Source organism: Chitinilyticum litopenaei DSM 21440 (assembly GCF_000428145.1).
Lineage (GTDB): Bacteria > Pseudomonadota > Gammaproteobacteria > Burkholderiales > Chitinibacteraceae > Chitinilyticum > Chitinilyticum litopenaei.
The window spans coordinates 52,851-76,499 of sequence record NZ_KE386629.1 but is presented as its reverse complement, the minus strand read 5'-3'; the positions used below and the strand labels follow the sequence as shown (position 1 = coordinate 76,499).

Here is a 23,649-nt window from a genome sequence, read left to right as displayed (position 1 = left end):
CTAGGCACATACAGCATAATGTATATGGATCACCATTCATCGGTTACCTGGCGTAGCCAGCAAATGGTCGATCACCCGGTTCAGCCCCTGCCCCAGCGCGTGCAGCGAGGCCTGAAAATCCCAGGCTTCGTCGTCAAGCGTCACGCGGTTGGAAACCGCGCGCACTTCCAGAAAGCGCTGCTCCTCCTGCAGGCAGGCATGGAAAAACGCCGCGCCTTCCATGTTCTCGACATCGACGCCGGCATGCGCGACAAAGGGCGCCAGCGCGACATTCAGCGAATTGCTGCTGGCGAGCGGCAAGGGCGGCTGGGCGGGCAGCCACGGGCAGTGCAGCACGCGCCGCACGCTGAACTCCATGTCGATGTCCAGATCGGCCAGATGCGTGAAGCCGGTCTTGCCGTAAAAGCCGAGGTCGGCCTCGCGTTCGCTGGCGACCAGCACGACATCGCCGATTTTCAGTGCCGAGCCGGGGTAGACGCCGGCAATGCCGGCGAGGATCAGCCAGTCCGGCCGCTGCTGCAGGATCAGCTTCGTCGTCGCGTGCGCGGCCTGCACAAGGCCGACGCCGCACACGGCGACATCAACATCGCTGCGGCTCAGGCAGCGCGCCTCGGTGACGGTGGGAAACAGCACGGTGATGTTCATCGTGAAAGCCCGGCGGTGAAAACGCCAGTTTACGCCAGGCAAGGACAGGCCGCGTTCCTCTGTCTTTCCTGACACGGCGTTCTACGATAAGAAGCTGACAACCTGGAAAATCGTGATGGCCCGCCATTATTCCGCCACGCAACTGCGCATCCTGCTGATCGAGCCATCCGGCGTGCAGGCGAGCGTCATCACCAGCTATCTGCAAAAGCTCGGCGCCTCGCAGATCGACCACGTCGGCACCGCGCAGCAGGCCATGGCCCGCCTGCAGCAAGGCGAATACGAACTGGTGCTGTCCGCCATGTACCTGGCTGACATGACTGGCGTCGAGCTGCTGACGCTGATGCGCAGCCTGCCGGAAACGCAGAACCTGGCCTTTATCCTCGTTTCCAGCGAAACCCGTCCGCAAATGCTGGAGCCGGTGCGCCAGCTCGGCGTCTGCGCCATTGTTCCCAAGCCCTTCACGCAGGAGCTGCTGGCGCGCGCGCTCAATACCACGCTCGACTACCTGTCCGACGACACCTCCTTCGATGAGGAAGTGTCGCTGGACAGCCTGCGCGTGCTGCTGGTCGACGACTCGCGCGCGGCGCGCAACTACATGCGCCAGGTGCTCGGCAAGGTCGGCGTGCGCCTGATCACCGAGGCCGCGAACGGCCGGGAAGCGATGAACCTGCTCGAAGCCAGCAGCTTCGATCTGGTGCTCACCGATTACAACATGCCGGAAATGGACGGCCGCGAACTGATCGAATACATCCGCCACCACAGCTGGCAAAGCGAGCTGCCCGTGCTGATGGTGTCGTCCGAAACCCATGCCGGCCGGCTGGCGGCGGTCGAACAGGCGGGGGTTTCCGGCATCTGCGACAAGCCCTTCGAGCCTTCCGTCATCCGCGCGCTCATCGGCAAGGTGCTGCAACAGAAAGAGCGGGAGTAAGCCGGATCCTGACTGGCTAGCCTTCTCGGCATGCAACAAAAACCTTCTTGAACCACAGAGACACAGAAGCCACAGCGCAAGAAAAACCCGAGCAATGCACAAGTCTCCTCCTGCTTTTTCGCTGTGATCTCTGTGCCTCTGTGGTTCATTTGGGTTTTGCCGAGAAGTCTTGCCGATCAGGAACCGGATCACAGCAACAAAAAAGGAGCCTCGCGGCTCCTTTTTTGCTGGGCTGCGCGCTTTACTGCGCTGCGCCGCCGCCGATGATGTCGAGCACTTCCCACTTGCCGCCCTTGACGGTGTACAGCGTCACCGCGCCGTTCTTGATGTCGCCCTTTTCGTCGAAGGCAATCTCGCCGGTCACGCCCTTGTAGTTGGTCTTGGCCAGCTCCGGCAGGTACTTGGCCGGGTCGGTCGAGCCGGCGCGCTTCATCGCGTCGACCATCACCATCACCGCGTCATAGCAGAACGGGGCGTACAGCTGGACTTCGGCGCCGTTCTTGGCCTTGAATTTTTCCAGGAACTCCTTGCCGCCCGGCATCTGCTCCTTCGGCACGCCCGGGATCGAGGCGACCATGCCCTCGGCGTCGCTGCCGGAGAGCTTCACGAACTCGGGAGTCTGCGCGCCGTCGCCGCCCATCATCTTGGCCTTGATGCCCAGCTTGGCCAGCTGCTTCTTCATTGGCGCAGCTTGCGCATCCATGCCGCCAAAGAACACCAGATCCGGCTTGGCGGCCTTGATGTTGGTGAGGATCGAGCTGAAATCGGTTTCGGCATTGCTGGTGAATTCACGCTTCACCACTTCGCCGCCGGCGGCCTTGGCGGCAGCCTCGAACTGGTCGGCCAGGCCCTGGCCGTAGGCGGTGCGGTCGTCGATGATCGCGACCTTCTTCGCGCCGAGCTTCTTCACCGCGTATTCGCCGAGCACCTTGCCCTGCTGCGCGTCGTTGGCCATCACGCGGAACGCGGTCTTGAAGCCCTGGGCGGTGTAGGCCACGGCGGTGGCGGACGGCGAAATCTGCGCAAAGCCGGCTTCGTTGTAGATCTTGGACGCCGGGATGGTGGTGCCGGAATTCAGGTGGCCGATGACGCCGTTGACCTTCTTGTCGACAAAGCGCTGGGCGATGGTCGTGGCGACCTTCGGGTCGGCCTGGTCGTCTTCGGAGATCATTTCGATCTTCATCTTCTTGCCGCCGATGTCCACGCCGCCGGCTTCGTTGATTTCGTCGATGGCCATCTTCACGCCATACTCGTTGTCCTTGCCAAGGTGGGCAATCGAGCCGGTCAAGGGACCGGCGTGGCCGATCACGATCACGTCGGACTCGGTGCTGGCAGCCGGAGCGGCGGCACTGGCCGCCGGCGCGCTGGCTTCCGGTGCGGCTTCGGGTTGCTTGTCGCCACAAGCGGCGAGGGACATCACGGCGGCAGCCATCAGGCTGTATCGGGCAAGGCTCATTGCATCATCTCCGGCTGATTGGAATATCGTGGGCGCATTGCGCGCCATCCGTTGTAGGTGATGCCATCCTTGTGCGCAATCCACGCCGACCATGCGCAAGAAAAATGTCACCGTGCAGCAACAGTCAGGCAACACGGCTGTCATCTTGCGGTCATCCACAGCTACTACAGTCGCTGGCTTTCCATCCTGCCCAGAGAATCGTCCATGCGCCGCCATCTGTTTGCCCTGCCGCTGCTGCTGAGTCCCCTCGCCGCGTTTGCCGCGCCCTACGCCCTTGATACCCCGGCGCACCCGGTGGTGAGTGTGGTCGAGCGTTACGAGCTGCAAAGCCCGCCGGCGCTGAACGTGCCCTATCAGGGCGAATTCAGCAGCGAATTTCCGCAGGGCTTTCCCTTTGCCCCCGGTTCGGGGCTGGCGCTGAAGAAAATCGACAAGGATGGCGCGCTGGTCTTCTGGGCGGTGGGTGACCGCGGCCCGAACGGTGACGCCCCGAAGGTGAACGCCGGCGAGAAGCAGCGCAGCGGCAAGGTCTTCCCGACGCCGGATTATGTGCCGCGCCTGGCGGAAATCCGCGTCAGCCTGGCCGAACGCGCAAGCGTGACCGCCAGCCAGGCCATCAGCTATGAGGGCAAGCCGGCCAGCGGCCTGCCGCTGCCGGATGGCACGACCGGCGCGACCGGCGAAGCGGCGCTGTCCGACCGGCTGGCGCTGCTGGGCAACTCGCCGCTTGGCATCGATCCTGAAGGGGTATCGCCCGACAAGGAAGGCAAGCTTTGGGTTAGCGACGAATACGGTCCGTTTATTGCCCGCATCGATCCGTCCAGCGGCGCGGTACTCAAGCAACTGGCGCCGGGCAAGGGTCTGCCCGAAGTGCTGGCGGCACGCTACCCGAACCGCGGTTTCGAAGGGGTTGCCGTCGCTCCGAACGGCAAGGTTTACGCGATCATGCAGTCCACGCTGGACATCAACCGGGAAACCCGCCATCAGGCTGCCTTTGTGCGCGTGGTCGAATACGACCCGGGCAGCGGCGCCACCCGCATGTTCGCCTACCCGATCGACAGCGGCTACAAGAAAAACGGCGACGCCAAGCTGGGCGATCTGGTCGCCATCGACAACACGCGCTTCCTGACCGTCGAGCAGGGCAAGGGCGCGGACAAGGTCATGCGCAATGTGCTGTATGTCATCGACCTGGCGGGCGCCGACGATCTGGGCGAGAAGAAGCTCGCCGATGGCCGCGAATTCGAATACGCCAAGGCTGAAGAACTGGCCGGTCTGAAAACCGTCCGCAAGCAGCGCGTGCTCGATCTGCGCGAGCTGGGCTGGCAGGCGGAAAAGGCCGAAGGCCTGGCGCTGGTCGAAGGCCGCATCGCGGTGATCAACGACAATGATTTCGGCCTGAAAGCCGAGATCAGCGGCGCGGCCAGCAAGGATGCCGAAGACGGCCTGATCATCGACGGCAAGCTGCAGGAAGGCCGCTACGCGCTCAAGGCCAACCGGGAAGCCACCACCCTGTGGCTGCTGCACCTGAAGCAGCCGCTGAGCAGCTTCTTCCCGCGCTGAGCCGGATCGCACGTCCCCCTGCGGTGCAGTGTTGTCTGCCGGTGTGCCTGCGCGCATAATCGGCAGCTGCAGCAAAGCTTGCTGAAAAAGCAAGCTTTGCGCCTTTTCACACTCCGCCCCGGGAGCGTTCCGTGAATGCCGCCGCGCTTCTGCTGCTTGCCGCCACCCTGCTGACGCTGGGGCTGGCAGCCCATACCTGGCGCCGGCGGCTGTTTCCGGGGAAATTTCATTTCATCGGCATGCTGTTGTCGGCCAGCTGGTGGAGCGGTGCGGCCGGCCTCGAACTGGCCCTGCCCGGTGCGGCCGAAAAAGTGCTGCTAGCCAAGCTGGCCTGGCCCGGCATCGTGGCAGCGCCCAGCTACTGGGCACTGTTCATCTGGACTTATGTGAAGGGCGACTACCGCCCCCCGAGCCCGCTGTGGCATGCCGCCATGCTGCTGATGCCGCTCTTCACCGTGGCCATCGCCCTGAGCAATGACAGCCATCTGCTGATGTACACCGCCACCACGCCGGTCAGCCCGGCACCGGGCGCTGCCATCCGCTACAGCCACGGCCCGTGGTTCTATGTGTGCACGCTCTACCTGTATGGCTACATGGCGCTGAGCATGCTGGTCATCATCAACGCGCTGGCGCGCGCCACACCGCTGTATCGCCGGCACTACCTCGGCTTTGCACTGGCCATGGCGCTGACCTGGCTGAGCAATGCCGCACATGTCTCGGGCCTGCTGCTGGTCTTCGATTTTGACCCGACCCCCTTCAGCTTCCTGCTGATGGGCGCGGTGTTTTACTGGCTGATCAGCCAGCGCCAGCTGTTCGACATGCACCCGGTCGCCCACGACATCCTGCTGGATGCCCTGCCCGACGCCGTGCTGCTGATCGACGATGCCCAGCGCATCGTCCAGTGCAACCGGGCCGCCGCCGCACTGCCCGGCCTGGCTCCGCACCCCGAGGGCCGCCGCCTGGCCGACCTGCCCTGCCTGGGTGCGCTGGCGCCGCAACTGGCGAGCGGAACGCCCCCGCTGGCTGGCGGCTTGCAGATCGGCGAACAGCACTTCGACCTGCATACCGCCCCGGTGCTCTACCGCCAGCATGCCATCGGCCGCCTGTTGCTGCTGCGCGACATCAGCGCGCACCAGAAGATCCAGATCGAGCTGCGCCAGGCGCTGCAGGCGCTGGAAGAACAGCTGGACTCCAACGCCGCGCTGCACGCCCGGCTGCGCGAAGCCGCCATCCGCGATGCGCTGACCGGCCTCTACAATCGCCGCTTCCTCGAAGAAGTGGCGCCCAGCCTGCTGGCGGGCGCACAGCGCTCGGGCCAGGCACTGGCCGTGGTAATGCTGGACCTGGACTTCTTCAAGCGCATCAACGACGAGCATGGTCATGCCGCCGGCGATGCCGTGCTCGTGCACCTGGCCCGGCTGCTGCAGGGCGCCATCCGGCAAAGCGATTTCCTGTTCCGCCTCGGCGGCGAGGAGTTTCTGCTGTTGCTGCCGGCAACCAGCCGCGAGCTCGCCGTCCTGCGCTCGGCCTTCTGGCGCACCCGGCTGCAGCAGCAGCAGCCGTCGTGCAACGGGCGGCTGCTGCCGGTCACCTTTTCGGCGGGCGTGGCCAGCTACCCCGACAATGGCGACACACTCGATGCCTTGCTGGCCATGGCCGACCTGGCGCTCTATCAGGCCAAGGCGGGTGGTCGCAACCGCAGCTGCAGCATGCCGGGCGCGGATGCGGCGCCGGAAAATACTCCCGGCGGCGTTCTGCCGGCATAATTGCCCCCGAAATGCGCGGCGATATGGAACCCCCGGGCTATCAGGGGGTCGCTCAGAAAGCACAATTCAAAACCTGACCGGCGGGCATCACCCGCGCGGGCGTTGCGGTCGGTCGGCATACGCATTCACGCATCACAAAACCGGAGGAAGAACGGTGCAAGCCACAACCATCCAGATGATCGCGGCGGCCTTGTTCGCCATTGCGATCCTGCACACCTTTTCAACCAAGTTTTTCGAAAACCTCGCGCACGGCGAGTCGCGGCATGCCGGCATCTGGCACCTGCTTGCCGAGGTCGAAGTCGTTTTCGGCTTCTGGGCCATGGTGCTGATGGTGCTGTTTTTCGCCATCGAAGGCCCGGCGCCCGCCAAGGAATACATCAATTCGCGCAACTTCACCGAACCGCTGTTCGTCTTCGCCATCATGGTGATTGCCGCCACCCGCCCCATCCTGCAGGCGTCGGCGGCCGGCATCCGCGTGCTGGCGAAGCTGATTCCGCTGCCGGGCAGCATGGCCTATTTCCTGGTCGTGATGATTGCCGTGCCGCTGCTGGGTTCCTTCATCACCGAGCCGGCGGCAATGACGCTGGCCGCGCTGATCCTGGCCGAGCGCTTCTTCTCGCAGGGCATCTCCAACCGCTTCAAGTACGCCATCCTCGGCGTACTGTTCGTCAACATTTCCATCGGCGGCACGCTGACTCCCTTTGCCGCGCCACCGGTGCTGATGGTTGCCGGCAAATGGGGCTGGGACATCAGCTTCATGCTGCAGAATTTCGGCTGGAAGGCCGCCATTGCCGTGGTCGTGAACGCCGTGGCGCTGACCATGCTGTTCCGGCACGAGCTGGCAAAACTGGCGCCACCCGATGACAGCGCCGCCGCCGCACCGGTGCCGCTGGCGCTGACCATCGCCCACTTTGCCTTCCTGGCCGGCGTCGTCGTGTTTGCCCACTATCCGCCGCTGTTCATGGGGCTCTTCCTGTTCTTCCTGGGCCTCACCCACGCCTATTCCCGCCATCAGGACCGGCTGATCCTGCGCGAGGGCCTGCTGGTGGCCTTCTTCCTGGCTGGCCTCGTCGTGCTGGGCGGTCTGCAGCAATGGTGGCTGCAGCCGGTGCTGATGGGCATGAGCAGTGATGCGGTGTTCTTTGGCGCGACCGCGCTGACCGCCTTTACCGACAATGCCGCGCTGACCTATCTGGGCTCGCTGGTGGAGGGGCTGAGCCCCGAATTCCAGTACGCGCTGGTCGCCGGTGCGGTTACCGGCGGCGGCCTGACGGTGATTGCCAACGCGCCCAACCCGGCGGGTCTCACCATCCTGCGCGGGCATTTCGCCAATGGCGCGGTCAACGCCGGCTATCTGGCGCTGGCTGCCCTGCTGCCCACACTGGTTGCCGCCGCCGCCTTCCGCCTGCTCTGAGCGGGCGAGACCTCAGACCTCCGGCGAGGCCGGATGCCGCCACCCAACGCCGGGCTCAGCCCGGCGTTTTTGCATCCGGCGACCTGCTTGGCAACCCAGCCCGGCAAACCAGAAAACCTATTGAACCACAGAGACACAGAGGGCACAGAGGAAGCAAAATCCTGAGCAATGCCGATGGTTTGCTCCCGCTTTGCTCTGTGATCTCTGTGCCTCTGTGCTTAATTCGGGTTCTGCTGGGCAGTCTTGCCAATCCGGTCCGGCGATGTCGCCACCTTGCCGACATCCCTGATAGGAAGTTGCACGACACCAGCACAGAATGCCCCCAGGAAGACCATAACAATTCCGGGGGAGTCGCCCATGCAAGACCTTGTCAACCTGATCAATGGCTACGTCTGGAGCCCGGCACTGGTGTATCTGTGTCTGGCCGTGGGCGTGTATTTCACGATCCGCACCCGCTTCATGCAGGTGCGCCACCTGCGCGAGATGGTGCGCCTGATGTTTGACGGCAAGGCCTCCGACGAGGGTGTGTCGTCCTTCCAGGCGCTGACGATGACGCTGTCGGGCCGCGTGGGCATCGGCAATATCGCCGGCGTGGCCACCGCCATCGCCTTTGGCGGCCCCGGCGCGGTGTTCTGGATGTGGATGGTGGCCTTTCTGGGCGCCAGCACCTCCTATGTCGAATGCTGCCTTGGGCAGATTTACAAGACCAATGTCGACGGCCAGTATCGTGGCGGCCCGGCCTACTACATCGAGCGGGGCTTGGGCATGCGCTGGTACGCTGTCGTATTTGCCCTGGCCACCATCCTCGGCTGCGGTCTGCTGCTGCCCGGCATGCAGGCCAACGGGATTGCCAGCGGCCTCAACAACGCCTTCGGCATCACGCCGGCCACCAGCGCACTGGGCATCGTGATCGCGCTGGGGCTGATCATTTTCGGTGGAGTGAAGCGCATCGCGCGCTTTGCCGAAATCGTCGTGCCCTTCATGGCGCTGGGCTACATCCTGATGGCCTGCGTGGTGATCGCGCTGCACATCCGTGACCTGCCCGAAGTGCTGCGCCTGATCGTCAGCTCGGCGCTGAGCTTCGACGCCGGTTTCGGCGCGATGATCGGCCTGGCCATCCAGTGGGGCGTGAAGCGCGGCGTGTATTCCAACGAAGCCGGCCAGGGCACCGGCCCGCATGCCGCCGCCGCCGCCGAAGTCAGCCACCCGGCCAAGCAGGGCATCGTGCAGGCCTTTGCCGTGTATGTGGATACGCTGTTCGTCTGCTCGGCCACCGCCTTCATGATCCTGATCACCGGCAAGTACAACGTCGCCAATCCGGCCGGCGGCTTCCTGTTCAGCGGCCTGCCCGGCATCGAGGCCGGCACCGGCTTCACGCAGTCGGCGGTCGAGAGCATCTTCCCCGGCTTTGGTGCGATTTTTGTCGGGATAGCCCTGCTGTTCTTCGCCTTCACCACCATCCTGGCCTACTACTACATCGCCGAAACCAACCTCACCTATCTGGTGCAAAAGCACGCCGGCAGCGGCACGGCGCTCTTCCTGCTGAAGGTGATGCTGCTGGCCACCGTCGTGTATGGCGCCGTGCGCACCTCGGATCTGGCCTGGGGTCTGGGCGACATCGGCGTCGGGCTGATGGCCTGGCTGAACATCGTCGCCATCCTGATGCTGCAAAAGCCGGCACTGAAGGCACTGGACGACTACGAAGCCCAGCAGGCGAAAGGCATCGAACCGCAATTCGACCCGCGCCCGCTGGGTATCCAGAATGCCGATTACTGGGTCGAGCGCGCCGACAATCTGGTCGACGAGGGCGACCCGCGCAAGTAAGCGGTCAGAAAACGCAATTTCCGACAAACCGGCACCGCAAGGCACTGGCATCATGCCGGCAGCCTTGCGGTGTTGTCGTATCCACCGCAGGCGTGTTCCCCTCCGACCTGCGAGCATCCCGTGCCGAATTGATTGAACACTCCGCCGCCTGCATCACCGCCTTGCCGCTGCAAGCCGGTGCCGGCTGCCCATCGCCCGATTCTCCCTGCGCTCGACAAGCGGCGCGGACGGGCCTGTTCACTCTTTTGTCATGGAAATACCGATGCGCTCTTCGCTTACCACCGCGCGGCTGACGCTGCGCTGCTTTACCCCCGCTGACTTCGACGCGCTGTTTGCGCTGACCCGCCAGCCGGAAATCACCGACATCCTGCCCGACTGGGCGATGAGCGCCGCGCAGCTGCAGGACTATCTGCACTGGTGGCAGGACAACTACCCGCAGTTTGATCCGCAGAAGCCTGCCTGGCTGTACGCGGTGTGCCTGACCGCTTCCGGTGAGCTGATCGGCTGGGTGGGACTGTGGCCGAAGGAAGGGCTGGACTCGCCCTTCCCCGAAGTGGCCTACGCGCTGTCGCGCGACCATCGCAGGCAAGGGTATATGTCCGAGGCCGTTATTGCTGCTTGCTCCGAGCTGCATACCCAATGCCCTGACCTGCCGGCCATTGTCGCCATCGTCAAGGACTGGCATGCCGCGTCACGCGGCGTGGTGACGCGCGCCGGTTTCCTGCCGCGCGGCACTGCGACCCTGCCCGATGACGGTGAATTCGATTTCTTCGTGCTGCCGCGCCCGCAACTGGCGCGCCGCTTTCCGGTGCGCTTGCGCCCGGCACGCGAAAGCGAAGCCGGACTGCTGGCAGCACTCCAGACCGCAGCCTATCGCGAACACGCCCGGCGCTGGGGCCCCTGGAATCCGGACGCCAGCGCTGCCGCCGGCCCCGGCGGCCATGATTCACCCGAGCTGATCCGCTACCTGATCCGCAGCGCGCACTATCTGGTCATCGAGGCGGGCGGCGTGATGGCTGGCGCGGTCTGTGTCGAAGGTCCTTACGGTCGCGAGGGCTACATCGCCTGGTTATTCATTGATCCGGCACTCGGCAAGCAGGGTCTGGGCCAGCAGGCGCTGGCCGCACTGGATGCGCAGTTTCCCGAGGTGGACTGCTGGAATCTGGGAACCAGCCTGCGCAGCGAAGACAATCGGCGTTTCTACCTGCGCTGCGGCTATCAGGAGACCGGCTGCGACGCGGCATTCCGCTATTTCCGCCGGCAACGCCGCGAAAGTCAGCCCCAGCCCGGGCATTATTCCGGCGTGGCACTGGCACAGCCCTACTGGCACGACAGCCTGCTCAACGAGGCGCTGTTTTATGACTGCGCCCTGCCGGGCCTGAGGCTTGCCAATTCGACCATGATCGACGCGCACTTTCACAATGTGAATGTCACGGGCCTGCGCATCGGCGATGCGCGACTGGCCGGGCTGGAGCTCTGCCATGCCTCGTGGGGCGGCGCCTACCTGCACGATCTCGCCCGTGGCTGGCACGACGATCATGCTCCGGTCAGGCTGGAGCGTGTTGATCTGGGCAGCGCCAGCATCGCGGATTGCGAGCTGCGCGACGCCCGGCTCGTCGATTGTGATCTGCGCGACGCACGCATCGAGGGCGGCCGGCTCGACGGTCTGCTGATAGCCGGCGTGCCCTACGCCGAACTGCGCGCGGCCTGGGAAGCCCGCCTGGCAGCACCGCAAACCGCCTGACCGATTGGCCGCTTGTCGATCCGGCCAGCGGAAATCTGAACCCCGTGGGAGCGAGCTTGCTCGCGAAGCCGTGCAGATCGCTAAGCAAGCTCGCTCCCTCTACCCGAGACCGGGTCAATCGCCAGAAACGTCATGTACCGCATCATCAATTTCAAGCAGCACCACAATCCGGACGAAGCCATCCGCTACTACCACGGCCAGTGGGGCGGGCCGGACAACTTCGCCTTTTTCGACGACGCCATGCGCCACGCGTCCGACAGCGCGCCGCATCTGCCGCGCTTTTACGTGCTGCTGAAAGACGAGCGCATCGTCGGCTGCTGCGGGCTGATCAGCGCGGATTTCGTCAGCCGGGGCGATCTCTCGCCGTGGATTTGCGGCATCTTCGTCGACCCTTCCGAGCGCGGGCAGCAACTCGGCAGCCGGCTGATCGCGCACGCCGCAAGGGATGCCGCGGCGCTGGGCTTTGCCGCCGCCTACATCAATACCGACCACGACGGCTATTACGAGCGCTACGGCTGGCAGCGCATCGAGGATGGCTATGATCTGTTCAGCGGCCAGCCCACGCGCATTTACCGGCTGGCGCTGGCAGACACCTCGCAGATACCCACCCCCCCCATAAGCACACAGCCCTTTCACACAATCAGCCACAACTGAATACCCGGCGAAAAGCGGCAAGAAGCTGCATCCTCCCATGCCGGACGATGCGCCGGCCGCGCGGTCAGCGCGCGGATCGCGGGCGACGGACTAGCATGAAGAGCATGAGACCCATTTTCGTCCGCATCCTGACGCTGCTCTGGCTCGCGCTGCACCTGCAACCGGCGCAGGCCTGGTATCCCGTCGACGTGCTCGCCGACGGCAAGCCGCAACGCTACGAGCCGCTGCCCGGCGCCAGCCGGCCCTGGCGGCTGTGCGCGCTGCTGCCACACGGCAAGGACAAATTCTGGTGGGGCGTGGCCTGGGGGCTGGACGAAGAAGCGCGCCGCCAGGGCGTGAAGCTGGGCATCTACCAGGCCGGCGACTACCGCAATCAGGCCCGGCAGCGCGAGCAGTTCGCCGGCTGCCTGCGCAGCAAGGCCGACGCCATCCTGCTGGCGGCAATCGATGCCAGCGCGCTGGATGCCGAGCTGGCCAGTGCCAACCGGCTCGGCATACCGGTCATTGATCTCAGCAATGGCATCGACAGGCCGGGCATCAGTGCCCATGTCCGCAGCAGCACGAAAGAGATGGCAAGGCAGGCTGGCGCCTACCTGCTGCTGCGAATTGGCTGGCTGCCCGGCCCGCGCGGCGCCGACTGGGTCGATGCCGCTGAAGACGGCGTGCAGCAAGCGCTGCAGGACGCGCCGGCCGTGCTGCTGCACGGCGGTTATGCCAGCCCGGAACTGGGCCAGCAGATGACGCTGTTGCGCGGGCTGCTGAAGCAGCACCCCGACGTACTGCTGCTCAACGCCCCGGCGGCCGAGGCCGCGACACGCCTCTTCAGGGCGAACCCGGCACTGCGCGTGCCGGTCGCGGCCTATTACGGCAACGAAGCGGTCATCGGCGCACTGCAGCAGAATCAGCTCGACGCGGTCGCCGTCAACGCCCCGGTGATCGAGGCGCGCATTGCCGTCGACCTCGCGGTACGCCAGCTTGAAGGCCGCGAATTCGCGCAGGAGGTCAATCCGGTCACCCAACTGCTCACCCCATCCAGCCTGAAAGGCTTCGACCGGCGCCGGCTCTTGCCTCCCGACGGCGTACGCCTTGAAACCAGGCCCATGCCCTGAGAGCCCGTTGACGGGCTTCTTCACGCCTGCGCCAAGCCCCGGGCACCAGGCGTACTGCACAGAAATGCGTGTGTCATGCCGTGGCTCTGCAGGGGCGCAGGCTGGCAGGCCGATTGCGGCCCTGCAAGCCGCTGGGGTACTCGCGCCGTGCTTGCAGCCCTCCGGGAAATTGTCCACAGAGAATCGTGCGCCAAGCCGCTACACTCAAGGACACTCCCGCCCAATGCCCTGATCACCCATGCCCCCACCGCTGCTTGCCGCCCTTCGTCCCGATGGCCGTCCCTGGCAGCGCCAGCGCGTGCTGCTGATCGTGCTGGCCTATATGCTGCCGCTGCTGGTGCTGGGCAGCAGCGGCCGCTGGCCGGCGATGGCGCTGTTCGGGCTGGGCGTGTTCTACATGCTGCTGCTGGACATGGGCGAGCGCCGCCGCGAGCGCATGGAAAACATGCTGGTCGGCTTGGCCTGCCTGCTGGCCGGTGGCGCGGCCGGCTATCTGGTCAGCAGCGCCAGCGCGCCGGCCTGGTGGCTGGGCGTGGCCGGCTTCGTGATGCTGGGTGCGGCCTTCAATGCCGGGCTGGCGCTGGAAATGCACCTGCGCAACATCGGCCTGGGCTATCTGTTTTGCAAGGTGCCCATCCTGTTGCCGGTGGCGCTGCTGCCCTGGCTGCTCGGCGGCGCCTTGTGGACGATTGCGCTGAGCACGCTGTTTGCGCCACGCGCACACAACCCCACACCGATTCCGGCCGCGCCGTTCTGGCGCGCCGACTGGCAGCGTGGCCGCTCGGGCCAGTTTGTCGGCTGGCTGTTCGGCGTGGTGATGATGCTGGCGGTGCTGCTGAGCCTCGTCATTACCAGCCGGCTGCAGCTGTTGCACCCGGCGATTCCCGCGATGACCACGCTGATGGTGCTGCGCCCCGATCACGAACGCACGCTGCTGCTGGTGTGGCAGCGCGTCTGCGGCGTGCTGTTCGCCTCGCTGCTCGCACTGGCCGTATTCCTGCTCAGCCATGATGTGCTGGTGTATGCCGCGCTTTCGGCGCTGGCGATCTGCCTCTTGCCGCTCGCGTTTGCCAGCGGCATGGCCTGGCTGGCGGCCAACGCCACCTTCCTGATCATGATGCTGTTCGGCCTCCTGGGCCTGCATGGTCATGAGGCGCTCGTCACCATCGAGTACCGCGCGCTGGAAACGCTGCTGGGCGCCGTCGTGGCCGGCCTGGCCGGATTTGCCTACCTGCGCCTGCTGGCCTGGCGCGCCGGCGCGACAGACTGAGACGCACCGGGAACCTCTGCCGGGCGCATTCGTCGAATGCGGCGCTGCGGCTGCGCGATCAGCTGATACAGCCATACCTATTGCCTGCAGGCCTTTAAATCATAAAGGCACGCCCCATATACCCCGCATTACTCGCCTCACACTGGAGAAATGAGATGTTCAAGAAACTGTTTGCCGCCATGGGTGTTGGCGGCGCCGAAGTCGATACCGTCCTCGAAAACCCCAGCCTGCGCCCCGGCGACACGCTGCGCGGTCATGTGCAGATCAAGGGCGGCAGTGTCGAACAGACCATCGAGCACGTTGACCTGGTACTGATGGCTGAAGTGGAAGCCGAAAGCGGCGACCACGAAGCGCGCGTCGCGCGGCCGCTGGCGAGCTTTCGCGCCGCCGGCAGTACCCGCATCGCCGCCGGCCAGGAAATCCGCCTGCCCTTCGCCCTGCCGCTGCCGCTGGAAACCCCGGTCAACAACCCGCAGGCGCTGGCCAGCCCCGGCAGCCCCTGGGCGCCGCAGGTGCGCGCCGCCGTCTGGATTCACACCGATCTGGCCATCGCCAGCGCCGTGGACGCCAGCGACCGCGACTGGCTGGACGTACAGCCGCTGCCGCAGATGCAGGCGCTGATCGCCGCCATGGCCCGCCTCGGTTATGCGCACGCCAGTACCGATGTCGAAGCCGGCACCGCGCGCATCGGCCATGTCACCAGCACGCTGGGCTGCTATCAGGAATTCGAATTCCGCCCCGTGCAGGGCGGTTTCTCCAGCGTGCAGGAAGTGGAAATCACCTGCATCCCGCGCCCGGAAGGCGTGCATGTGCTGGTGGAAATCGACCGCCGCTTCCGTGGCGACAGCTACCGCAGCTTCGTGATGAGCAATGACTGGCAGACGGTCAACTGGGACGCGCAACTGCGCAGCTGCCTGGGCTGATTGGCACGACCTTCCGGCCCCAAGCCATATCCCCGCAGCGGCACAGTGCAAAACCAGACCGGACAACAAGCGCGACAATGCCGCCTGTTCGGCGCAGGTTTTCGCTGTGCCGCTTTGCCTTTGTTGATTCATGGTTTCACGATTATGTTTTTCCAATCAGGAAGTCCGAGAAACAACGGCATTGCTTAGCACGCCCAGCCCTGAAGAGAAGCGCAGTTTTTCCGGGATCAGGCGCGGGACGTGTCTGAGGGCGAAGCCCGAGTTGTCCCGCGTCCCCGGAAAAACGAGCATCGCAAGGAACCCCGCGCAGCGGGGCGGCTGGCCGGGCGCGCCTTGGGGGTGTCGGGGGGCTTGGCAAGACAAGCCCCCTGACGTGCCGCCGGGCACCCCCGGCATGCAACACATCGCGCCGCATGCGCTGAAAACCTTGCCTCTTGAAAGAACAACACCATCAGGTAAAGCATTGGTCGGGCAGTCTTGCAGACCAGCCCGGTGCTTGCGCCAAAGTCCCGCGTAGCATCAGCCGCTCTGCAGCAGCAGGCCGCCACCACGATCCTCCTCAAACCCGGCGGCTGCGCCGGTAGTCGGCCGGGGTCTGGCCGGTTTGCCGCGCGAAGAGGCGGTAGAAATTGCTGGGGCTGGGAAAGCCGCTGTCGGCGGCGATGCTGTCCAGACTCTGCTTGCTGCCGATCAGCAGATTGCAGGCATGCGTGACGCGCAGCTGATTGAGGATGCCGGTCACGCTCTGGCCCAGCTTCTCGGCCAGCAGGCGCTTGAGCGTCGCCTCGCTGCAGCGCGCGGCCGCCGCCACCTCGGCCAGCGTCACCTTGTGCCGGTAATGCCCCTGCAGATGCGCCAGCGCCAGCTCGATGCGCGCGTCGGGCACCTGCCGGGCCAGCGGGTCGCCCAGCGGCTGGGCGCCCTCATCACGCTGCAGGGCGGCGAACAGCGTGAACAGCAGATTGACGCGCTCCAGCCCGCGCGCCTCGTGCAGCCGGGCAAACAGCGGCAGCGCGGCCGCAATGGCCGCAGGGCTGAAACACAGACCATGGCGCACGCGCGCCAGCCAGCCGCAAATCTGCCGCAGCTCGGGCAGGCCCTGCTCGGCCAGCGTCTGCAGCCAGCCGGCATTGAAAAACACGATCTGCAACTGCTGGCTGCTGCCATCCGTGTTGCGCGCCGATTGCCAGCTGTGCGGCTCGTTGGGCGCCACCAGCACCAGATCCGGCCCGTCAAAGCGCGCCATCTCGCCGCTGACATAACGCAAGCCGCAGGCATTGCGCGTCAGCGTCAGCTCGAATTCGGGGTGGTAATGCACGCGAAACGGGATCTCCGGCACGATGTATTGCTGGTAGTGCCAGGGCTGGTGGCGCGGATTGGTGATCCATTCACGAAAGGGCATGGGCTGGTTCGCAGGTGGCAACTCAACAATTTCAGCAAACTGCCACACTGTCGTCAGCAAGAGCAAGCCGATCATGGAGAAAAACAAGCCAAAGCAGGAGTTTTGTGGCGGGCGTTTCCCGACAATGCAGCACATGTAGTGCCGGAAATGCCATTACATGCAGCGGCTGCCTTGCCGGAGCATCCCATTCCTGCCTTGCCCATGCGGAGACCTCAAATGAAGCACCCACGCCAATTCGCCACCTGCCTGCCCCTGATCGCCCTGCTGGCCAGCGGCCTCGCGCACGCCCAGAAAACCCCGGTCGAGTTCTGGACCTTCAATCTGGCCAGCTTCGCGCCCTACTTCGAAGAATCGGTAAAACAGTTCAACGCCAGCAACCCCGATCTCGAAGCCAAATGGGTGGACATGAACTGGGACCAGATCCAGCCAAAGCTGATCACCGCCATGGCCGCCGGCACGCCGCCGGCGCTGGTGAACTTCAACGTGCCCTGGACGCACGAATTCGCCCGCAAGGGCTCGATTCAGCCGCTGGACAAACTGGTCGGCGCGCAGCGCAAGGTCTACCTGCCGGTGGCGCTGAACGACCTCACCGTGAACCAGCAGCTCTACGGCCTGCCGTTCTACAACAGCGTGTCGGTGATTGCCTACAACAAGGATGTCTTCGGCAAGGCCGGCATCAGCAGCCAGCCGCAGAATTTCGAGCAGTTCATCGCCCAGGCCAAGCAGATCAAGGCGAAAACCGGCGTCGCGGCCTTCTCGCCCAAGCTCGCCACCAAGAGCGGTGACGGCGGCATGCTGCGCTGGTTCATGTACCTGGGCCTGCCCATCGTGGACAAAGGCCAGGCCGTGTTTACCGGGCCGGAGCACGTCAAGGCCGTCGAGCAGTTTGCCGAGCTGTACCGCAGCGGCGTGATTCCGAAAGACAGCTTCCGCCTGGAATACGAACAGGAAATCGCCGCCTACACCTCCGGCAGGCTGGCGATGATGACCACCTCGCCCACCGCGCTCAAGCGTGTCGAGATCGACAACAACGCCGTCTACAACAAGACCGACGTGATGCCCTTCCCGGTCGCCGGCGGCAAGATGGCCATGGGCGCCTGGCTGATGAGCTTTGTGGTGCCGAAGAACTATGCCAAACCGGAAGCCGCCGTGAAACTCGGCCTGTTCCTGACCAGCGACGAGCGCCAGCTCGCCTATGCCCGCACGACGGAAACCACCTTCCCGTCCACCGCGCAGGCGCTGCAGGACAAATACTTCACCGCCGGCGCCACCAGCAAGGCCCCGGTCGAGCGCGCCCGCGCCGCCGCCGCGCAATCGATGCAATACGCCCGCACACCGATGCTGCCGCCCGGTGCGCTGCCCGATGAAACGACGATGATGAAGCAGTTCAACGACCAGATGCAGCTCGCCATCGAAGGCCGCAAGCCGGCCAGGGCCGCGCTGGAAGAAGCCGCCAGGATGTGGAATGCGCGGCTGACCAAGGTCGCCGCGAAGTAACCCTCCCGGCCGGAACCAGACCGGCCGGAACGCTCTTCCTCAGGCAGCAACTTGACGGGTATGTCGCCACAGCCATTTATGCGAAATGGCTACGGCGATATACCCTTATTTCATTCCTGATTATGTCTATCTTTCAGAAACCCATTTCTCGTCATGCCCGCGAAGGCGGGCCTCCAGAGCAAAGCTTGATTTCACACCCTCATCTGGATTCCCGCGTCCGCGGGAATGGCGATTCTGAAGCAGAGACATAATCCGGGACTTCATTCCTGATCATGGCCAAGCTTCAGAAGTACACCTCCTGCCCTTACTGCCACACGGCACAATCGCAATCCCGGCGCAGCCTGCACTGGCCCTGCAGCACTACACTCAGCGACATCGCGACAACGCAGATCGCAGGCCACCAATGCCGCAAGCCAGACCGCATTACCTCGTGCTCACCCTCGGCTCCACGGGTGATCTGCACCCCTTTGTCAGCCTCGCCCGCCAGCTGCAGGCACTGGGGCGCACGGTCACTGTGCTCACGCACAGCTACCATGCCGCACGGGTCGAAGCGGCCGGTCTGCGCTGCATCGCGCTAGGCAATGACGAAGACTATCTGGCGCTGCTGAAAAATCCCGACATCTGGCACCCGCAGAAATCGTTTGCCGCGCTGCTGGCCAACTACGCCGATGGTCTGCGCGAAATCGGCACGGCGATCAGCCAGCTTGGCGCACCGGCATCCAGCGTGGTGATCTGCCACCCGTTTGCCGTGCCGGCCGCCGCCATCGCCCGCGAGCAGGGGCTGGTGGCGCATGTGGTGGCCGGCATCCTCGCGCCGTCGAACCTGAAAACCTGCCACGACCCGCTGACCATCGGCCCGCTGAGCGTACCGCGCTGGGTTCCCCTGAGCTGGCGGCGCGCCTACTGGCGCTTTGTCGAGCGCGGCTGGATCGACCCGGTGGCGCTGGCCGAGGTCAACACGCTGCGCAGCGAGCAGGGGCTGGCGCCGGTCACGTCCTTCATGGATCACCTGGCGCACGCCCCCGATCTGTCGCTGGCGCTGTTTCCCGACTGGTTCGCGCCCACGCAGCCCGACTGGCCGCAGCCGCTGCTGCGCGGCGATTTTCCACTCTTTGAGCTCGACGCCGGCCGGCCGCTGCCGCGCGAGCTGGCGGATTTTCTGGCGGACGGCGCGCCGCCGCTGGTCTTCACCGCCGGCACCGGCAATCTGCACGCGGCGCGCTTTTTCAGCTGTGCGCTCGCCGCCTCGCAGCGGCTGGGCAAGCGTGCGCTGCTGCTGAGCCGCGAGCGCGCGCAAATCCCTGCCGAATTGCCAGCCAGCGTGCTGTGGCAACCGTATGTACCGCTGGCCCAGCTGCTGCCGCACGCCGCGGCACTGGTGCATCACGGCGGCATCGGCACCACCGCCGAAGCGCTGCGCGCCGGCATCCCGCAGCTGATCACGCCGTTTGCCTGGGACCAGTTCGACAACGGCGCACGCATCGCCGCACTGGGCTGCGGCCTGCGCCTGCCCGCGAGCCGCCTCAGCCCGGCAAGGCTGGCACGCACACTGGGCAGGCTGCTCGATCAGCCGGCATTTCGCCAGCAGGCCACGGCGCTGCGCGGGCATTTTGACCCGGCACACACGGGTCTGGCGCCGGAACTGGAGCAGGCACTCGCCCGCCTGCCCTGATCGGCTTTAGCGTTACTGCTGCTGGCGCGGCTTGCCTGCGCCGGCCAGCAGCGTGCGGATGCTCGCGGCCACCCGCTCCGGCGCTTCGGTCTGGATGTAATGCCCGGTCATCGGCAGCGTGAGTACCTGTGCCTGCGGCAAGCGCGCCTGCCAGTCGCGCCGCAGGGACTCCAGCACGGTCTGGAAGCGGCCAAGCTCTTCCGGACGCCGCCGGCCGCTGAACATCAGCACCGTGGGTACGGCGCGCGGCTCGGGCCGTGCGGCGGCCTGCGGGCACAGCGCCTGCTCGTCGAATTCCTGCCGCATTGCCGGCGTAAACAGCGTATGGCGCAAACCGGTGACCAGTGCCGCCATTTCCGGCGCCCCGCTCTGGATGCGCGGCCAGTGCTCCGGGTGCGTGGGATCGAGCAGCAGCAGCCCAGCCAGCCGCTGCGGGTACTGGCGCGCAAAGCAATAGGCATAGAGCCCGCCCAGCGAATGGCCAACCAGAATCACCGGCGCATCCGCGGCCTGCTGCGCCAGCAATTCGGCCAGCTCGGCGGAAATCGTGCAGGGCGAGCGCTCGCCGTTGCGGGCGGCACTGTCGCCATAGCCGGGGCGATCATAGGCCAGCACGGCCTGGCCCTTCGGCAAGCGCTCGATCACCGCCCCCCATACGGCCTTGCCATCACCCAGCCCGGCTTCGAAAACCACGATCGGCGCACTGCCCGGGCGACTGAACACGGCGATCTCGCCACCTGCCAGCGGCTGTCGTGCCGTGGTCGGCACCGCTGCGCAGCCGCTCAGCACAAGAAGAACCAACAGGGGCAGCACACACTGCAAGACGCGATTCATGGGGATTCCCGCCAGGATTTGCCCGCAAGTACACCGCAGGGTGATGACACGGCAATGACAGCCCCCGGCTTCTCAAGCCTGAGACTGGGCTGGCGGTGCGGCCAGCTGGCGGCGCTGCAGCTTGCCGATGGCATTGCGCGGCAAGGCCGTGACGGCAAAGCACGCCGTCAGCCGCCAGTGGCCGGGCAGCGCGGCATTCAGTTCGGCCAGCGCCGGCGCCGCGCCAACCAGCCAGCAGGCCAGCCGGTCGTGCGAGCCGGGCAACAGGCCGACGGCCGCATCGCTCACACCGGGCAGCGCGCGCAGCCGTTCTTCCACCTCCTGCGGGACGATGTTTTCACCGCCGATGATCAGCAGATCATCCAGCCGGCCCAGCAGCATCAGCCGCCCGGCGGCATCGAAGCGCCCCAGATCACCGGTGCGCCACGCGCCGCGCCCGCGGCCTGCCTGCCCCAGATAGCCGTCGAACAGCAAGTCGCTGCTCACCGTCACTTCACCGGGTTCACCCGCAGCGACCGGCTGGCCGGCACGGTCGAACAGCCGCAGCGTCACCCCGCTGATCGGACGTCCCACGCACGCCGGGTTGGCCTGCAGATCGGCCGGGGTGGCCAGCGCCAGCATGCCGGTTTCGCTGCTGCCGTACAGATTGAACAGGCATGGACCAAGACGCGCGAGCGTCGCACTCGCCAGCGCCGCCGGCAGCGGTGCCGAGCCGCTGAGCACCCGCGCGGGCGCGGGCCAGTCGGGCTCGGCCAGCAGGCGCTCCAGCAGCGTGGGCACGGTCACCAGCACGTCGGGACGCTGGCGGCGCAGCAACCCGGCAAGCGCGGCGCCACGGGTATGGCGGCTGATGATGCAGGGTGCCGACAAGGCCAGCGCCAGCGCGAGTGACGCCAGTCCGTAGCCGTGAAACAGCGGCACACTGACCAGCGTGCGCTGGCCGCAGGCCAGCCCCAGCTGCTGCAGCAGCGCCTGCACCACGCCGGCCACCTGTGCCAGATCGGGCTTGCGCCGGATGCCGCGCGCTGCGCCGGTGCTGCCCGAGGTCAGCAGCGTCAGCCCACCGGGCAAACGCCAGCCCAGCGCGCGCGGCGGCGTTGCCAGCCAGTGCGCCAGGCCGGGAACGGGATGCGCCAGTGCCCGGTCGGCCACCAGCACGCGGCCGGCATAGCCCGGCGGGAGCAGCGCGCATTGCGCCTCGTCGAGCAGCAACAGATCGGGGCTGAACTGGCGCAGCCAGCCAGCCAGTTGCGGCGCATCGGCGCGACTGTTGAGCAGCAGCACATCGGCGCCGACGCGGCTGGCAGCCAAGAGACCGAGCACAAAGCCGCGATGATTGCGCGCCAGCAGCGCCACCTTCGTGCCACGGCCGATGCCGCGCACGTGGAAGGCACTGGCCAGCGCCAGCGTTTGCGCCTGCAGGCTGGCGTAATCCAGCTCGCCCTCGTCATCAATCAGCGCCAGCGCGCCGGGATCACGCCGCACGGCCAGCGCCAGCAGGGTGTACAGCGACAGCCCCTCGCGAAGCGCCGCCAACAACAGCCAGCCGCACACGCGCCAGAAGCCGGGTGCAAACACGCCGGCCTGCGCCAGCGCATGGCGGATGCGCCAAACGGCGCGCACGCTGGCCAGCATCAGTGCCGCCCCCGCGCGAACTGCCGGCGTGCCAGCCACAGCCAGCCCGCCCCCAGCCACGGCGCCAGCACTTCCAGCGGCCACAGCCACCACGGCGCCAGCCGCGCATCCCCCCGGCACACCAGCCGCGCAACGCAGGCCGCCGCATCATCCGTCGTCATCCCCGGCACGCGCGCATAAATGCCGGTGGGCGCACTCATCGGCGTATGCACCAGTGGCAGATACAGCGAGCCCAGTCGCAATCCGTCGCCCGCCAGCTCGGCTCCGGCAGTACGAAACCACAGATCGAAGCCGGCCTTGCTGGCCTGATACGCCGACCACAAGGGCGCTGGCGGCAGCCGCGTCACCACGCTGGACACATTGACAATGCCGCCGCTGCCACGCGCACGCATTGCCGGCAACAGGCCCTGCAGCAACAGCACCGGGCCGTGAAAATTGACGTGCAGACAGCGGCCGATGTCCTGCGGGCGCGTGCAGCTGTCGATGACACTGCGGCGCAGCGACTTGCCGGCATTGCTGATGATGAAATCGGGCGGCGTTGCCGTCAGGCTCTCGGCAAACGCGTTGACGGCAGCCAAATCATTCAGATCGAGCGCGCGATATTCGGCCTGCCCGCCTGCGCTGCGGATGGCGGCACACAGCGCGGCCAGCTCATCCTCGCGGCGCGCCAGCAGCAGCACGCGCGCACCATGCGCCGCCAGCAGCCGCGCGCACGCCGCGCCGATGCCGGACGACGCCCCGGTAATCAGCACCAGCCGCCCCGCCACCGTCGCCCGCAAGCGCGCCGGCGAAAAGGCGCGGCGCGGCTGCAGCCAGCCGGGCATGCGGCGCAAGGGGGAATCGGCAACGGTCACGGCGAGTCCTGGCTAAGGGAGGATGCGGCATTGTCGCATCGCCTTTTGCAGCGCACCATCAACGGGGAAGCAACCGTGACGCGAATCACTCGGGCATCAGGATGGAGGACGGCGGGACAATCCGCGCCCAAAGCATAACCTGATTAGGTAGCTACCTCAGCAAAGTCCAGTTCGTCATTCCGGCGAAAGCCAATGGGATGGACTCCTCCCTCCTGAAACGGCATCAAGTGCCAGACTGGGACGTGTCACCAACCAGTCCAAACGGAACGAGGAGCCCATCATGACCATTATCCGCATCGGCATTGACCTTGCCAAAAACGTCTTCCAGGTTCATGGCGTCAACGCCAACGAACAGGTCGTCTGCACCCGGAAATTGCGCCGGGAGCAAGTCCTCGATTTCTTCAAAAAACTCCCGCCCTGCCAGGTCGGCATGGAAGCCTGCGGGGGCGCGCATCACTGGGC

The 23,649-nt window shown here is 65.8% G+C and carries 18 protein-coding genes and 1 pseudogene; 13 read left to right on the top strand and 6 right to left on the bottom strand.

What is annotated here, in order from left to right; all coding sequences use genetic code 11:
• Positions 1-36: 36 nt before the first annotated feature.
• Positions 37-645, bottom strand: coding sequence for a phosphorylase family protein (locus C515_RS0116795; protein ID WP_028456437.1), 609 nt, complete (start codon positions 643-645; stop codon positions 37-39).
• A gap of 115 nt (positions 646-760) precedes the next feature.
• Here C515_RS0116795 and C515_RS0116790 point away from each other — a divergent pair, with 115 nt between their 5' ends.
• The gene (locus C515_RS0116790; RefSeq protein ID WP_028456436.1) at positions 761-1,573 is read left to right on the top strand and encodes a response regulator; all 813 of its coding nucleotides are present in this window, start codon (positions 761-763) and stop codon (positions 1,571-1,573) included.
• 241 nt (positions 1,574-1,814) lie between these two features.
• Here C515_RS0116790 and C515_RS0116785 read toward each other — a convergent pair whose 3' ends face one another.
• The gene (locus C515_RS0116785) at positions 1,815-3,029 is read right to left on the bottom strand and encodes a branched-chain amino acid ABC transporter substrate-binding protein (RefSeq protein ID WP_028456435.1); all 1,215 of its coding nucleotides are present in this window, start codon (positions 3,027-3,029) and stop codon (positions 1,815-1,817) included.
• A 204-nt stretch (positions 3,030-3,233) separates the two neighbouring features.
• On the opposite strand from C515_RS0116785, the gene C515_RS0116780 reads away from it, so the two are divergent.
• The 9 genes from C515_RS0116780 (at position 3,234) to C515_RS21720 (ending at position 15,293) form a co-directional block, all read left to right on the top strand.
• The gene (locus C515_RS0116780) at positions 3,234-4,589 is read left to right on the top strand and encodes an esterase-like activity of phytase family protein (protein ID WP_051305053.1); all 1,356 of its coding nucleotides are present in this window, start codon (positions 3,234-3,236) and stop codon (positions 4,587-4,589) included.
• A gap of 131 nt (positions 4,590-4,720) precedes the next feature.
• Positions 4,721-6,355, top strand: coding sequence for a histidine kinase N-terminal 7TM domain-containing diguanylate cyclase (locus C515_RS21730; RefSeq protein ID WP_051305052.1), 1,635 nt, complete (start codon positions 4,721-4,723; stop codon positions 6,353-6,355).
• A gap of 154 nt (positions 6,356-6,509) precedes the next feature.
• Positions 6,510-7,769, top strand: coding sequence for a putative Na+/H+ antiporter (locus tag C515_RS0116770; RefSeq protein ID WP_245575056.1), 1,260 nt, complete (start codon positions 6,510-6,512; stop codon positions 7,767-7,769).
• Positions 7,770-8,126: 357 nt separating this feature from the next.
• A complete protein-coding gene (locus C515_RS0116760; RefSeq protein WP_028456432.1) occupies positions 8,127-9,593 on the top strand; it encodes an alanine/glycine:cation symporter family protein in 1,467 nt (488 codons plus the stop codon).
• 262 nt (positions 9,594-9,855) lie between these two features.
• Positions 9,856-11,337 carry a GNAT family N-acetyltransferase gene (locus C515_RS0116755; protein WP_028456431.1) on the top strand — a complete coding sequence of 494 codons (1,482 nt, stop codon included), beginning with the start codon at positions 9,856-9,858 and terminating at the stop codon, positions 11,335-11,337.
• Positions 11,338-11,469: 132 nt separating this feature from the next.
• A complete protein-coding gene (locus C515_RS21725) occupies positions 11,470-11,991 on the top strand; it encodes a GNAT family N-acetyltransferase (protein ID WP_051305051.1) in 522 nt (173 codons plus the stop codon).
• 104 nt (positions 11,992-12,095) lie between these two features.
• Complete coding sequence (gene torT / locus C515_RS0116745; RefSeq protein ID WP_028456430.1) at positions 12,096-13,100, top strand: TMAO reductase system periplasmic protein TorT; 1,005 nt, start codon at positions 12,096-12,098, stop codon at positions 13,098-13,100.
• Between the two features lie 238 nt (positions 13,101-13,338).
• On the top strand, positions 13,339-14,370 hold the full coding sequence (locus tag C515_RS0116740; protein ID WP_028456429.1) for an FUSC family protein: 1,032 nt from the start codon (positions 13,339-13,341) through the stop codon (positions 14,368-14,370).
• A 155-nt stretch (positions 14,371-14,525) separates the two neighbouring features.
• The gene (locus C515_RS21720) at positions 14,526-15,293 is read left to right on the top strand and encodes a sporulation protein (RefSeq protein WP_051305050.1); all 768 of its coding nucleotides are present in this window, start codon (positions 14,526-14,528) and stop codon (positions 15,291-15,293) included.
• Positions 15,294-15,852: 559 nt separating this feature from the next.
• Here C515_RS21720 and C515_RS21715 read toward each other — a convergent pair.
• The gene (locus C515_RS21715; RefSeq protein WP_158380858.1) at positions 15,853-16,695 is read right to left on the bottom strand and encodes a helix-turn-helix domain-containing protein; all 843 of its coding nucleotides are present in this window, start codon (positions 16,693-16,695) and stop codon (positions 15,853-15,855) included.
• A 216-nt stretch (positions 16,696-16,911) separates the two neighbouring features.
• Here C515_RS21715 and C515_RS0116725 point away from each other — a divergent pair, with 216 nt between their 5' ends.
• Positions 16,912-18,192: an ABC transporter substrate-binding protein gene (locus C515_RS0116725; protein WP_051305048.1), complete on the top strand. Its 1,281-nt coding sequence runs from the start codon at positions 16,912-16,914 to the stop codon at positions 18,190-18,192.
• Between the two features lie 403 nt (positions 18,193-18,595).
• Positions 18,596-19,864 (top strand): glycosyltransferase, encoded by a 1,269-nt coding sequence (locus C515_RS21710; protein WP_051305047.1) that lies wholly within the window; start codon positions 18,596-18,598, stop codon positions 19,862-19,864.
• Between the two features lie 12 nt (positions 19,865-19,876).
• Here the strand turns inward: C515_RS21710 and C515_RS22760 are convergent, their stop codons facing one another.
• From C515_RS22760 to C515_RS21700, 3 genes are all read right to left on the bottom strand, one after another.
• A complete protein-coding gene (locus C515_RS22760; protein WP_028456427.1) occupies positions 19,877-20,698 on the bottom strand; it encodes an alpha/beta fold hydrolase in 822 nt (273 codons plus the stop codon).
• Between the two features lie 72 nt (positions 20,699-20,770).
• Positions 20,771-22,333 (bottom strand): AMP-binding protein, encoded by a 1,563-nt coding sequence (locus C515_RS0116710; protein WP_028456426.1) that lies wholly within the window; start codon positions 22,331-22,333, stop codon positions 20,771-20,773.
• On the bottom strand, positions 22,333-23,187 hold the full coding sequence (locus C515_RS21700; protein WP_051305046.1) for an SDR family NAD(P)-dependent oxidoreductase: 855 nt from the start codon (positions 23,185-23,187) through the stop codon (positions 22,333-22,335). The genes C515_RS0116710 and C515_RS21700 overlap by 1 nt, the downstream gene beginning before the upstream one ends.
• Positions 23,188-23,467: 280 nt before the next feature.
• On the opposite strand from C515_RS21700, the pseudogene C515_RS24135 reads away from it, so the two are divergent.
• Positions 23,468-23,649: pseudogene (locus C515_RS24135) on the top strand (IS110 family transposase); the annotation flags it as partial.

Coding starts and splice junctions, on each gene's coding strand:
- C515_RS0116790 (WP_028456436.1), top strand. CDS start 761: ATGGCCCGCCATTATTCCGCCACGCAACTGCGCATCCTGCTGATCGAG.
- C515_RS0116780 (WP_051305053.1), top strand. CDS start 3,234: ATGCGCCGCCATCTGTTTGCCCTGCCGCTGCTGCTGAGTCCCCTCGCC.
- C515_RS0116740 (WP_028456429.1), top strand. CDS start 13,339: ATGCCCCCACCGCTGCTTGCCGCCCTTCGTCCCGATGGCCGTCCCTGG.
- C515_RS0116755 (WP_028456431.1), top strand. CDS start 9,856: ATGCGCTCTTCGCTTACCACCGCGCGGCTGACGCTGCGCTGCTTTACC.
- C515_RS21720 (WP_051305050.1), top strand. CDS start 14,526: ATGTTCAAGAAACTGTTTGCCGCCATGGGTGTTGGCGGCGCCGAAGTC.
- C515_RS0116760 (WP_028456432.1), top strand. CDS start 8,127: ATGCAAGACCTTGTCAACCTGATCAATGGCTACGTCTGGAGCCCGGCA.
- C515_RS21715 (WP_158380858.1), bottom strand. CDS start 16,695: ATGCCCTTTCGTGAATGGATCACCAATCCGCGCCACCAGCCCTGGCAC.
- C515_RS0116795 (WP_028456437.1), bottom strand. CDS start 645: ATGAACATCACCGTGCTGTTTCCCACCGTCACCGAGGCGCGCTGCCTG.
- C515_RS0116725 (WP_051305048.1), top strand. CDS start 16,912: ATGAAGCACCCACGCCAATTCGCCACCTGCCTGCCCCTGATCGCCCTG.
- torT (WP_028456430.1), top strand. CDS start 12,096: ATGAGACCCATTTTCGTCCGCATCCTGACGCTGCTCTGGCTCGCGCTG.
- C515_RS21710 (WP_051305047.1), top strand. CDS start 18,596: ATGCCGCAAGCCAGACCGCATTACCTCGTGCTCACCCTCGGCTCCACG.
- C515_RS21725 (WP_051305051.1), top strand. CDS start 11,470: ATGTACCGCATCATCAATTTCAAGCAGCACCACAATCCGGACGAAGCC.
- C515_RS0116710 (WP_028456426.1), bottom strand. CDS start 22,333: ATGCTGGCCAGCGTGCGCGCCGTTTGGCGCATCCGCCATGCGCTGGCG.
- C515_RS22760 (WP_028456427.1), bottom strand. CDS start 20,698: ATGAATCGCGTCTTGCAGTGTGTGCTGCCCCTGTTGGTTCTTCTTGTG.
- C515_RS0116785 (WP_028456435.1), bottom strand. CDS start 3,029: ATGAGCCTTGCCCGATACAGCCTGATGGCTGCCGCCGTGATGTCCCTC.